This window comes from Streptomyces atratus (genome assembly GCF_040655115.1).
Taxonomy (GTDB): domain Bacteria; phylum Actinomycetota; class Actinomycetes; order Streptomycetales; family Streptomycetaceae; genus Streptomyces; species Streptomyces atratus_D.
Map to the genome: position 1 here is coordinate 252,566 of NZ_JBFAJH010000006.1, position 11,204 is coordinate 263,769.

An 11,204-nucleotide genomic window follows, 5' to 3' on the forward strand; every position below is an offset into this window, starting at 1 on the left:
TGGCTCACTGTGACAAGGGGCCCGCGCCGGAGAGCGGCAGGACATGGCCAGGCGGGGGAAACCACCCGTACGGTCGAGGGGCAGCGTGGGAAACGGAGTGGTGCCGGCGAACTTCCCTACGCCAAAAACCCTTCGTTCCGGACGGGTTGGCGGTGCTAACGTCCCTGACGTGGCGAAACTCAATCAGATCATCGCAGTGGAGAAAGGCGTCAAGTCCAAGGCTCACCAGGACCTGACGGCGGCGCATCACGGCCTCCAGAAGGCCGGGCTGCTGGCCGGGATCTCCCGGACCTACCAGCCGAAGGACGAAGAGGGTGAGCAGCTTCCGCCCGAGTCGACGCTGGTGCAGATCAAGGCCGAGGACGTGCTCCGGAACACCGCGGCGACGCTGACCCGGCTTTTCGATGTGACCGCCACGAAGGACTGGGCGAACTGCGCGGCCCGCGCGGACGTGAAGGTAGACGGCCGGGTGCTCGTGGCCGAGGTGCCGGTGTCGTATCTGCTCTTCCTGGAGAAGCAGCTGACGGACATCAATACGTTCGTGCGCAAGCTGCCGGTGCTCGACACCGCCGAGGCGTGGACCCAGGACCCGTCGACGGACTCCTGGAAGACCGAGCCGGTCCGCACCCTCCGTACGAAGAAGGTGCCCCGCAACCATGTGAAGGCGGAGGCCACCGAGAAGCACCCGGCGCAGGTCGAGGTGTACTACGAGGACGTCCCGATCGGGTACTGGACGACCGTGAAGTTCTCCGGGGCTCTTCCCGCGCGGCGCATCAATGAACTCCTGGACCGGGTGGAGAAGCTCCAGCAGGCCGTGAAGTTCGCCCGCGAGGAGGCCAACGGCGTGGAAGTCACCGACCAGCGGGTGGGTGATGCGGTATTCGGTTACCTCTTCGGGTAGCCGACCATGGATTCCCCGGCCACATTGTCACGGCCGGGGTGCGCGAGGAGCGCAAGCTGAAACTGAAGCTTGTCGTGACGACGCGGTTCCAGTGGAGGTTCGAGTCCTCCCCCCGGCATTCGGGCCGCACCGATTCGGTCGGTGCGACCGCACGGGCCGGGGTAGCCCAAATGGCAGAGGCAGACCGCGATCAATCTCAGACTCTTGCTCCAGACTCAGCATTCGCCGCCGATCGCCGGATCAAACGGGCTCGGGCCCATGCGCGTCGAGATGTTGGTTCGACTCCAACCCGCGGAGCTTCGATCTGCGGTCGTCTAAAGGAAGGACGCGGCGATATGACGACTGACCCGGGCTCTTAAAAGTGCCGGCGTGCCGCATGGGCGGCATCACTCAGGGCCCGGGGGCCGGCTACGCCCCCGGGCCCGCTCCCGTTTGCGGCCCCCGTCGGGCGTTGTTGGCGAGCGATACCCCGCGCCCGGCGAAGAATTGCTCGAAGTCCGCCAGGGGCAGCTCCGCGGCCCGCGTGGTGGCCGTCGTGCCCGACGGGTTGTGGAAGTGGACGCCGTCGCCGTCCGGCGTACGGGACGTCACCAGCACCAGATGACCGCCCCGGCCCGGAGCCGGCCGCTCCGGATGCCGGATCCCGTAGTGCACCGACGCCATCACCGTCCGCCTCTCGTCCAGCAGGGACACGATCTCGTCCGTCGACAGGTGCCGGTGGACGACGGCGTCGAGGCCGTGCACCTCCCGTGCGTACTCCGCGAACGGGGCGTAGATCAGACCTCGGATCACTCCCTCCGCATCCTCCGTGTACGCGCCGTACTTGAGCGCGCCGTCACGCAGGGCGAACAGGGGCGGGGAGCCGGCGCCGAGCGCCATGCGCAGACAGGTCACACCGCACAGGTGACCTGCCCAGCGCGCGTACTCGGCGGGCGAGTCCGCGCCCGAGTCCGTCCAGCCCGGGTCGGCGGCCGGATCGAGTCCGCCCTCGACGATCGGGCCCACGAGCTCCGGCGAGGCGAACTGCGTATGCACGGCGAACCGGCAGGCGGGGCAGGTCACTGGCGATATCCGTTCAGGAAGCGGCCGATGCGGCTGATCGCCGCGTCGAGATCGTCGGCGTACGGGAGGGTCAGGATCCGGAAGTGGTCGGGACGCGGCCAGTTGAAGCCCGTGCCCTGCACCACCTGGATCTTCTCCCGCAGCAGCAGATCGAGGACGAACTTCTCGTCGTCGACGATGCTGTGCACCTTCGGGTCGATGCGCGGGAACGCGTACAGTGCGCCCTTCGGCTTCACGCACGAGACCCCGGGGATCTCGTTGAGTTTCTCCCACGCCCGGTTGCGCTGCTCGTACAGCCTGCCACCCGGGGCCACCAGTTCCCGGATGGACTGCCGGCCGCCGAGCGCGGCCTGGATGGCGTACTGCGCGGGAGCGTTCGGGCACAGCCGCATGGAGGCGAGCATCGTCAGGCCCTCCAGATAGTTGCGGGCGTGCTGCTGCGGGCCGGACACCACCATCCAGCCGGAGCGGAACCCTGCCACCCGGTACGTCTTCGACAGACCGCTGAAGGTGAGACAGACCAGGTCAGGGGCGAGGACTGCCACGCTGTGGTGCTCGGCGTCGTCGTACAGTATCTGGTCGTAGATCTCATCGGCGAGGACCAGCAGACCGTGCCTGCGCGCCAGGTCGAGGATGCCTTCCAGGATCTCGCGCGGATAGACGGCGCCGGTCGGGTTGTTCGGGTTGATGATCACGACGGCCTTGGTGCGGTCGGTGATCTTCGCTGCCATGTCGGCGAGGTCCGGATTCCAGTCCGACGCCTCGTCGCAGGTGTAGTGCACGGCCTTGCCGCCCGCGAGGGTGACCACCGCGGTCCACAGCGGATAGTCGGGCGACGGGATGAGCACCTCGTCGCAGTCCTCCAGCAGCGCCTGTACGGACATGGAGATCAGCTCGGACACCCCGTTGCCGAGGAAGATGTCGTCCACCCCGACGTCGGTCAGCCCCATCGCCTGGTAGCGCTGCGCCACGGCGCGGCGGGCGGAGAGGATGCCGCGCGAATCGCTGTAGCCGTGGGCCTGCGGGAGCATCCGGATCATGTCCTGGACGATCTCCTCCGGCGCCTCGAATCCGAAGAGCGCGGGGTTGCCCGTGTTGAGGCGGAGCACGCTGTGGCCCGCCTCCTCCAGGGCGTTGGCGTGCTCGATGACCGGGCCTCGGATCTCGTAACAGACCTCGTTGAGCTTGCTGGACTGCCGGAATTCCATGCGGTGCCTCCCCGACCCGATTGTGATACTTGGTTTTACCAAGCTCGGACTTGGAAAGTCCAACAACATGTCTAGACTGCGTCGCATGCCACGTCCGCAGCAGCCGCCCGCACGCCCCGCGCGCCGCCGAAGTTACGACCAGTTCTGCGCCACCGCCCGGGCCCTCGACTCCGTGGGTGACCGTTGGACCCTGCTGATCGTCCGTGAACTGCTGGCGGGGCCGCGCCGCTACACCGATCTGCACGCCGACCTTCCCGGCGTCAGCACGGACGTCCTCGCCTCCCGGCTCAAGGACATGGAACAGAGCGGCCTGGCCACCCGCCGCCGGCTGCCGCCGCCCGCCGCCGCTTCGGTGTACGAACTGACCGAGCGCGGGCACGGATTGCTGCCGGTCCTTGCCGCGCTTGCCGAGTGGGGCACGCCGGCGATCGGCGAGCGGCGGCCGACGGATGCGGTGCGGGCGCACTGGTTCGCACTGCCTCTGCTGTGCGCGCTGGACGGGCTGACCCAGGCGGGAGTGGTCGAAGTCCGCCTCGATGAAGGGGAGTTCCACGTGCGCGTGGGTGGATCGAGCGGACCGGCCGACGGCAAGGGGGCGTACGGGGACGGACCCGCCGCTCACGCAGATGCCCGGATCGTGCTCGACGACGAGGTCTGTCTCGCGCTCGGACGAGGCGAATTCACCCTTGCCGAAGCGGTGGAGGACGGGCGGATCGAGGTCGCGGGCGAGGGAGCGCTGGCCGCTGAGCTGCGCGGCGCATGACGCTTGCGGGGGCCGTTGCGGCGGTCTTGGCGAGGACCTTCGTGGCGACCTTCTTGAAGACCTCTGCATCGAGGTGATTCCGAGGAACAACTCCCGGGTAGCGTCGGGTCATTTGGGATGTCGGGACACCGAGGCGGAGGGAATTCGCGTGAGAGTCGGCAGACGGCAGGGGCAGCAGGAACTGCAAGGCGGGCAAGGGGCGCAGGAACAGCAGGGGCCGCAGGGGCGAATGGGTAAGGCCCTGGTCATCGGCGGCTGCGTGGCGGCGCTCGGCTTCGTACCGTCGGCGGCCCTCGCCACCCCGGGCAGCGGGGTGAGCGGCACGGTTGTCGCGAAGGGCACATCGGTCGGCAAGCTGAAGGTGAAGACGCCCAAGGGCCGTACGGACGTGACCTTCCGGACGATCACCCTGGAGCCGGGCGGCTCCACCGGCTGGCACACCCACAGCGGCCAGCTGATCGCCGTCGTCAAGTCGGGGACGCTGACGCGCACACTGGACGACTGCTCGGTCGAGGTGACACCCGCGGGAACCTCGTTCATCGAACCGTCCGGGGCCAACCACCGCCACATCGGACGGAACCTGGGCACCGAGCCGGTCGTACTCTGGGTGACCTATCTGCTGCCCGAGGGGAGTGCGCTGTCCGAGGACGCCGAGGCGGTGGACTGCGGCGCGCAGAAGTGACGTAGCGCGAGAGGCCCGCCCGCAGCCGACGCCGGCCGGCGGGCGTCTCCCCGCACGAGGGCAGGAGCGAGGGGCTGTGACGGAGAACCCGGAGGCGGAGGACGAGGAGAACACGGGCGCTCCCGACCCGGCGCGCCGTGCGGTCCTCGCGCAGGAACTGCTGCGGGCGCTCGGCGCCCGGTGCCCCGGCTCCCGCACCGAACTGCGGGGGTCGCTCGCCTGCGGAACGGCGGACGCCTACAGCGACATCGACATCGCCTGGACCGTGCCCGACGACCGCTTCGACGCCGCTGTCGCTGCCGCACCGGAGATTCTTGCCGCGGTGCGGCCACTCGAATCGCTGCGTTCCGACCCCGATCTGCAGCACTCCCGTAAACGCCGCCTGCTCTTCGCGGCCTTCCGCGGACTTCCGCTCTTCTGGCGCGTGGATCTGGAGATCGGCGCATCATCGGTCGCCCACCGGCCCGACTACGACCGGGACAATCCTGCGGCGCGCGGTGACGGCTGGTCGCGGCCCGCGAGCGCGCCGGCCCATGCGGTCGCCGCGAGGAAGGCCGTACTGCGCGGGCAGACGCGGATCGCCCAGGGACTGCTGGAGCGCGGTTTCCGGCGCATCGACGCACCGGAGACCGTCTCGGCCACCGGCCCCGGCGACTGGGCCGCCGTCATCACACGCCTCGCCGAGGCGGCAGCCGCCCGCGAACCGGGTCTGCGGCCGCTCGCCGACCGGGTGATGTGCCTGGCCGCGGAGGAGCTTCCCCAGCTCCTCTGGCGGTCACTCCCCGCTGCCGTGCGCGAGCAGGTCGACGTCCTCGTCGTCCGGGGCCGGAACATCCAGGCCGTGCGCGTGATGCGGGAGTGCGGCATCGAGCCGACGCCCGGGCCGCACGACTGCATGGATGTACTGAGCGCGCGGCACACCGCGCTCGCCGACCGCATGCCGCCCCCGCCCAGCCATGACGTGGACACCCTCGTCGCGGCCGCCGACGCGCTGCCGGAAGGCCGGTGGCCTTCGAGGCGGTCCGGGACGGCGACACCCGGGGCTGGATCGTCGTGCTGACGGCCGTGCTGGCGAAGCCGTGGGAGGAGGCCACCCTCGCGGACTTCCGGATCGGTGATGCGGGGAGCGATGAGGCGGCACGCGCCGGCCGGGTGCTCGCCGAGCGGTTCGGCGTCCCGTTCCACTTCGCGAGCCCCGGCGTGCCCGACGACGAAGCGCCCCGCTGGTGGGACGGCCGACGCTGACGGACCGGCGCTGACCAACCGGCGCCGGGAGTGATGATGGTCGGGTGCGATATGAAGCGATCACCTGGGAACGGCTGGCCGAATCCTTTGCCGCGCACGCCGACGGGCTGACACCGGCCGACGGCGGCCCCTGGCTGAAGGTCGCCGTCGACGGCGCTCCGGCCGCGCGCACCGGGGATGTGGCCGGGCGTGTCGCCCAGGAGCTGCGGATCCGCGGCCGTGCCGTGCTCGTCGTGTCCACCGAGGGTTTCCTGCGCCCGGCGAGCCTGCGCTACGAGTACGGCAAGCAGGACCCCGACTCGTACGTCGACAGCTGGTTCGACACGGGAGCGCTCTGGCGTGAGGTCTTCGGGCCGCTGGAGGCGGGTGGCAGCGGGCGGGTACTGCCCGATCTGTGGGACCCGGTGACGGACCGGGCCACCCGCAGCCCGTATCAACACCTGCCCGAAGGCGGTGTGTTGGTGATGCACGGGCCGTTGCTGCTGGGGCACTGGTTCCCGTTCGACCTGAGTCTTCATCTTCGGCTCTCGCCGGGGGCGCTGCGGCGGCGCACCGAGGAGACAGAGCGGTGGACACTGCCGGCCTTCGCGCGGTACGAGGACGAGGTGGAGCCCGCGGGGCGTGCGGACGCGGTCGTCCGGGCCGACGATCCGCTCCACCCCGCCTGGACCGGGTTGCCCGGGGGCGGGTAGGTCACCCGCCGGGTCGGCCGCCGACCGTTGCGACCGCCTCGGCGCCCGAGCGGCAGCCCGCCGCCGCGGCCGTGGCCTCGTCCGCCCCCGCCAGCCGCGCCGCGAGGAACCCTCCGGTGAACGCGTCGCCCGCCCCGGTGGAGTCCACCGCTGCGCGCACCGGAACGGCCGGAACGCGTCCGGTCACCGTCCCTCCGGTGGCGAGCAGGGCACCCTCCTCGCCGAGGGTCACGACGACCTGAGGGAACATCAGGCTCAACTTGGACGCGGCGTCCGCCGGTTCGGGGAGTCCCGTGAGCAGCCGGGCCTCGTCCGCGTTCGGCAGCAGCAGGTGTGCTCCCTGCACGGCCGTCAGGAACGTGTCGACGCCGAGTGCGGCGAGGAAGCCCGCGGAGGCCGGATCCACGCTCGCCGGGATGTTCCGCCGTCGGGCCTCCCGCAGGGCGAGCAGGGCCGTCGCGCGGCTCGTCGCGGCGAAGAGAAGGTAGCCGGAGAGATGCAGATGCCCGACGCCGTCGAGCAGGGACGGCGACCAGTCGGCGGGGGAGAGGCGCAGCACGGCGCCGCTGTCGGTGAGGAAGGTGCGTTCGGCCGCGGAATCGACGAGCGCGACGACGGTGGCGGTCGGTGCCTCGTCGTCCACCACCAGCAGAGGACGCACCCCCGCCCGCCGCAGCACCTTCTCGTGCCAGGCCGCGGCGTCCGCGCCCACCCGTGCCACCAGCCGCACGTCCCGGCATCCCGAACGTGCCGCCCAGCAGGCGGCATTGGCGCCGGCCCCGCCCGGCAGCGTGCTGATCCGCGCCACCGTGTCCGTGCCGTGGACGAGTGGCGAGACATGCCGGGCCACCACGTCCGTGACCACGTCCCCGACGACGAGAAGGCCGCCGCCGGTCACGGGGATCCTGCCAGGTCCCGCTCCAGCGGTCCTTCGTGGATCCTGGCCCAGGAGACGGCGATCCGCGCCGCAAGCGATACGTTTCCGCGTACCGCCGCCACGTTGGCCTCCAGCGACGCCCCTTCGGTCTGCCGCATCAGGTGATCAAGCAGGAAGGGTGTGACGGCCTGGCCCACGATGCCGCGCTCCCGGCATGCGTCCAGCGCCTCCGCCAGGACGCGGTCGTGCAGGGCGGGATCCAGCTGGTCTTCGTGCGGTACGGGGTTGGCGACGATCAGCGCCGCGGGGGGACCGCCGAGCGCTTTCCCGGCCCGCATCACTTCCGCGACCTCCTCGGGCGTACGCACCGTCCAGTCCACCGGCTCGCCCGAGCTGCTGAGATAGAAGCCGGGGAAGTGCTCCGTGCGGTAGCCGAGCACTCCGACCCCGAGCGTCTCCAGGCGCTGCAGCGTGGCCGGGACGTCCAGGATCGACTTCACGCCCGCGCACACCACGGTGATGCCGGTCCGTGCGAGCAGCCGGAGATCCGCGGACTCGTCCTGGGTCTCGGTCCACTCCCGGTGTACACCGCCGAGGCCGCCCGTCGCGAAGACGCGCAGCCCGGTGCGGGCCGCGAGGAACGCCGTCGCGGACACGGTCGTCGCCCCGCTCGCTCCCGTCGCCAGCGCCGGAGCGAGGTCCCGGTGCCCGAGCTTTCGCATCGTCGGATCCCCGGCGACCCGCTTCAACTGGGACTTGTCCAGGCCGACATGGGCCCTTCCGTCCAGTACGGCGATGGTCGCGGGGACGGCCCCCGCGGACCGTACGAGTTCTTCCAGCTCTTCCGCGACCCGCAGATTCCGGGGTCGCGGCAGACCGTGCGCGATGATCGTCGACTCCAGTGCCACGACCGGGCGGTGCGCGGCGAGAGCTTCCCGTACCTCGGTGGAGAGGGCCGGTGCGTACGGGTGGGCGCGGTGCGGCGGATTCGGTGACATGTCCACATCCCTGTCGCGGGCGGCCCGGCCTCAAACGTTTCCCGGGATCCGAACGGCCGCCGACGTGCGGGCCTGCCCTTCCGCGGCGCGTGGTTCGACGTCGTCCTCGACACGGGCCCACGTCGACACCACCGCAACAACCGGCGCACCCGCGCGAGCCGGGCGGGTCGGCCGCCTTCCACCGGTCCTGGTGGCACGACCGCCCGATGTGGTCGTTAGGGTGACCGACCATGACCACAATTGATCAAGCTCCCACTTCCTTCGCCGTGCACATCCCGGACGCCGACCTCGAACCGGAACCGCTCGACCCCGCGCAGATCGTCTCGGGTGAGCCCGTCGTGACCGGCAAGGTGCTCTGGGAGTCACCGGACGGCAAGCAGCTGCGGGGGATCTGGCAGATCACGCCCGGCGTGGTCACCGACACCGAGGCCAACGAGCTGTTCGTGGTCGTCAGCGGGCGCGCGACCGTCGCGGTCGAGGACGGCGGGACGCTGGAGATCGGCCCGGGTGACGCCTGCGTCCTGCGCGAGGGCGACCGTACGACGTGGACCGTGCACGAGACGCTGCGCAAGGCGTACCACATCAGCCTCTGAGAGCCCGGCCCTTGCCCGGGGCGCCGGAGGTCCGGTCCCGCTCCCGGGTCCTGCGGCCCGGCCAGGTGGGCCGGCCAGGTGGGCCGGTGCCGTGGCCCGGTGTCGCGGTCCGGTCAGGTGGTGGCGGCCCGGGACAGCGCCCGGCGCAGCGCCAGTGCCGCTATCGGCAGCAACAGACAGGCGCCGGCCGCGTTCAGCCAGCCGTATCCCGCCTGGGAGACGATCACTCCGGCGACCGCACCGCCGATGCCCGCCGCCGTGTTCATGGTCAGGTCCGACAGACCCTGCACGGCGGCGCGGGCGGGCTGCGGCACGGAGTCGGTGAGGAGCGCCGAACCGGCAACCAGGCCTGCCGACCAGCCGAGCCCGAGCACGAACAGACCGGCGGCCGTCCGGCCATGACTGGGACCGGCGGTGCCGGCCAGCAGCGCGGCGCAGGACAGCAGCCCGACGGCCAGACCGATCACGGCGAGCCGTCCGAAGCGGTCGGAGAGCCAGCCCATCACCGGTGAGAACGCGTACATGCCCGCGATGTGGCCGCTGATGACCAGGCCGATCAGCTGCAGGTCCGCACCGTGGTGGCCCAGATCGACCGGGGTCATCACCATGATCGAGACCATTGCGGTGTGCGATCCGGCCACCGTCACCAGCGCCAGCCGGGCCATCGGCGAGGCCCGGACCGCCGCGAGGCCCGCCCGCAGCGAACGGCCGCCCGCGGACCGGCTGTCCTGCGGGGCCAGCGCACGCGCGGTGAGCAGCGGATCGGGCCGCAGCAGCACCGCGACCACGACTGCGGCGAGCAGGAAGATTCCCGCAGCCCAGAGGAACGGTCCGGCCGTCTCGGGTATGGACGTGGAACGGAAGACCCGGCCCGCCGGAGCCGCGATGTTGGGGCCGAGGACCGAACCGATCGTGGTGGCCCAGATGACGGTGGAGATCGCCCGGCCGCGACGGTCCGGCTCGGCCAGGTCGGCGGCGGCGAACCGCGCCTGCAGATTGGCCGACGAACCGGCACCGAACCCGGCCATGCCGAGCAACAGCAACGGGAAACTGTTCACGACGGCGGCCACGACCACCAGGCCCGCGCCCAGCGCACCGATCAGATAGGCGAGAACGAGGCCGGGGCGCCGGCCCCGCGAGGTCATCAGCGCGGCCAGCGGCAGCGAGAGCAGCGCCGTGCCGGTCACCGACGCGGTCGGAGCGAGACCGGACAGGGCCTCGGAGCCACTCACTTTCGTCGCCAGCACGGGGGCCAGGGCGATACCGATGGGCACACCGAGGCCGCCGAGTATCTGGGAGGCGATCAGCACCGCAGACGTCCTGCGACGAAGAGCGGGCAGCTCCGCCGCGGTGACGGGTGCGGCCCCCGTGGGGGGCCCGCCCGGTTCGCCGGGGCCGGTGGGAGTGTCAGGTGCGTCGAAGGTGTTGGTCACTGACCGAGTGTGCCAGCTCGCACGTGGGCACGAAACGGGCTCCGGGCCGGCCGGGGCACCCGAGCTCAGAACAGCGGCTGCGGCAGAACCCCTTCCAGCGCCAGCAGTTGCCGCTTGGTCTCCAGGCCGCCGCCGAACCCGCCGAGTCCGCCGTCGCTCTCCACCACCCGGTGGCAGGGCACCACCACGGGCAGCGGGTTGGACCCCATGGCAGCCCCGACCGCCTGCGCCGCCCCCGGCTGCCCCACCCGTTCGGCGAGATTCCCGTACCCGACGACTGTCCCGTACGGCACACCCGCCGCCAGCTCGCGGAGCACCTGGCGGTTGAAGCCTGAGGTCAGTGACCAGTCCAGGTCGAGGGAGAACTCCCGCAGCGAGCCGGCGAAGTACTCCGCGAGCTGGCGTATCGGCTCGGCGAGGCGCGCGGAGCCGGGCGCCTCCACCGGCTCGGTCCCGAGACGGGTGCGCAACTGTCCGACCGCCCTGTCCCGCACGGCGGGCCCGGCGTGGAAGACCACGCTCACCAGCCCGGCGTCGGTCGCGGCAAGCAGCAGCGGCCCGATGTCGCTCCCGACGACGGCCCACTCGACCCTCCCGCCGACATCGCGTCCGTCGGCACCCCCGTTGCTGTTCATGGAAGCCACCGTACGGCCGGCCACTGACATTGATACTCGTAAGTGGGTTCCGGTGGTCGTGGCTCCACCACTGACTGACGCCCTGCTGGGCTGTCCTCCGGTTGTTCTGTCCGGC

13 protein-coding genes and 1 pseudogene are annotated in these 11,204 nt (G+C 71.2%); 8 read left to right on the forward strand and 6 right to left on the reverse strand.

The features are described 5' to 3' along the window. Positions 1–169: 169 nt before the first annotated feature. Both AB0I23_RS10730 and AB0I23_RS10735 read left to right on the forward strand, forming a co-directional pair. Entirely contained in the window at positions 170–901 is a 732-nt protein-coding gene (locus AB0I23_RS10730) for a DUF7873 family protein (protein WP_359108792.1), read from the forward strand. Between the two features lie 32 nt (positions 902–933). Further along, positions 934–1,019 (forward strand): annotated as a pseudogene (locus AB0I23_RS10735). Between the two features lie 290 nt (positions 1,020–1,309). On the opposite strand, the gene AB0I23_RS10740 reads toward AB0I23_RS10735, so the two are convergent. Beyond that, a complete protein-coding gene (locus tag AB0I23_RS10740; RefSeq protein WP_359108793.1) occupies positions 1,310–1,963 on the reverse strand; it encodes a peptidase in 654 nt (217 codons plus the stop codon). After that, entirely contained in the window at positions 1,960–3,171 is a 1,212-nt protein-coding gene (locus AB0I23_RS10745; protein WP_359108795.1) for a pyridoxal phosphate-dependent aminotransferase, read from the reverse strand. Before AB0I23_RS10745 ends, AB0I23_RS10740 begins: the two co-directional genes overlap by 4 nt. Positions 3,172–3,256: 85 nt before the next feature. On the opposite strand from AB0I23_RS10745, the gene AB0I23_RS10750 reads away from it, so the two are divergent. The 5 genes from AB0I23_RS10750 to AB0I23_RS10770 all read left to right on the forward strand — a co-directional run bounded on the left by AB0I23_RS10750 (position 3,257) and on the right by AB0I23_RS10770 (position 6,553). Beyond that, on the forward strand, positions 3,257–3,934 hold the full coding sequence (locus AB0I23_RS10750; RefSeq protein ID WP_359108797.1) for a winged helix-turn-helix transcriptional regulator: 678 nt from the start codon (positions 3,257–3,259) through the stop codon (positions 3,932–3,934). Between the two features lie 229 nt (positions 3,935–4,163). Further along, complete coding sequence (locus AB0I23_RS10755; RefSeq protein ID WP_359108844.1) at positions 4,164–4,616, forward strand: cupin domain-containing protein; 453 nt, start codon at positions 4,164–4,166, stop codon at positions 4,614–4,616. Positions 4,617–4,692: 76 nt separating this feature from the next. Beyond that, on the forward strand, positions 4,693–5,676 hold the full coding sequence (locus tag AB0I23_RS10760; RefSeq protein WP_359108799.1) for a hypothetical protein: 984 nt from the start codon (positions 4,693–4,695) through the stop codon (positions 5,674–5,676). Then, on the forward strand, positions 5,622–5,861 hold the full coding sequence (locus tag AB0I23_RS10765; RefSeq protein WP_359108801.1) for a hypothetical protein: 240 nt from the start codon (positions 5,622–5,624) through the stop codon (positions 5,859–5,861). The genes AB0I23_RS10760 and AB0I23_RS10765 overlap by 55 nt, the downstream gene beginning before the upstream one ends. 44 nt (positions 5,862–5,905) lie before the next feature. Next, positions 5,906–6,553, forward strand: coding sequence for a uridine kinase (locus tag AB0I23_RS10770; RefSeq protein WP_359108803.1), 648 nt, complete (start codon positions 5,906–5,908; stop codon positions 6,551–6,553). A gap of 1 nt (position 6,554) precedes the next feature. Here AB0I23_RS10770 and AB0I23_RS10775 read toward each other — a convergent pair whose 3' ends face one another. Both AB0I23_RS10775 and AB0I23_RS10780 read right to left on the reverse strand, forming a co-directional pair. Then, positions 6,555–7,457: a carbohydrate kinase family protein gene (locus tag AB0I23_RS10775; RefSeq protein WP_436846918.1), complete on the reverse strand. Its 903-nt coding sequence runs from the start codon at positions 7,455–7,457 to the stop codon at positions 6,555–6,557. Continuing rightward, entirely contained in the window at positions 7,448–8,428 is a 981-nt protein-coding gene (locus tag AB0I23_RS10780) for a pseudouridine-5'-phosphate glycosidase (RefSeq protein ID WP_359108807.1), read from the reverse strand. Before AB0I23_RS10780 ends, AB0I23_RS10775 begins: the two co-directional genes overlap by 10 nt. Positions 8,429–8,658: 230 nt before the next feature. Here AB0I23_RS10780 and AB0I23_RS10785 point away from each other — a divergent pair, with 230 nt between their 5' ends. Then, positions 8,659–9,021, forward strand: a complete 363-nt coding sequence (locus tag AB0I23_RS10785) for a cupin domain-containing protein (RefSeq protein ID WP_359108808.1) — start codon at positions 8,659–8,661, stop codon at positions 9,019–9,021. A gap of 113 nt (positions 9,022–9,134) precedes the next feature. Here AB0I23_RS10785 and AB0I23_RS10790 read toward each other — a convergent pair whose 3' ends face one another. Together AB0I23_RS10790 and AB0I23_RS10795 are read right to left on the reverse strand one after the other, a co-directional pair. After that, complete coding sequence (locus AB0I23_RS10790; RefSeq protein WP_436846913.1) at positions 9,135–10,454, reverse strand: MFS transporter; 1,320 nt, start codon at positions 10,452–10,454, stop codon at positions 9,135–9,137. A gap of 65 nt (positions 10,455–10,519) precedes the next feature. Then, a complete protein-coding gene (locus AB0I23_RS10795; protein WP_359108810.1) occupies positions 10,520–11,089 on the reverse strand; it encodes a methylated-DNA--[protein]-cysteine S-methyltransferase in 570 nt (189 codons plus the stop codon). Positions 11,090–11,204 lie beyond the last annotated feature (115 nt).

Coding starts and splice junctions, on each gene's coding strand:
- AB0I23_RS10745 (WP_359108795.1), bottom strand. CDS start 3,171: ATGGAATTCCGGCAGTCCAGCAAGCTCAACGAGGTCTGTTACGAGATC.
- AB0I23_RS10750 (WP_359108797.1), top strand. CDS start 3,257: ATGCCACGTCCGCAGCAGCCGCCCGCACGCCCCGCGCGCCGCCGAAGT.
- AB0I23_RS10755 (WP_359108844.1), top strand. CDS start 4,164: ATGGGTAAGGCCCTGGTCATCGGCGGCTGCGTGGCGGCGCTCGGCTTC.
- AB0I23_RS10780 (WP_359108807.1), bottom strand. CDS start 8,428: ATGTCACCGAATCCGCCGCACCGCGCCCACCCGTACGCACCGGCCCTC.
- AB0I23_RS10785 (WP_359108808.1), top strand. CDS start 8,659: ATGACCACAATTGATCAAGCTCCCACTTCCTTCGCCGTGCACATCCCG.
- AB0I23_RS10795 (WP_359108810.1), bottom strand. CDS start 11,089: ATGAACAGCAACGGGGGTGCCGACGGACGCGATGTCGGCGGGAGGGTC.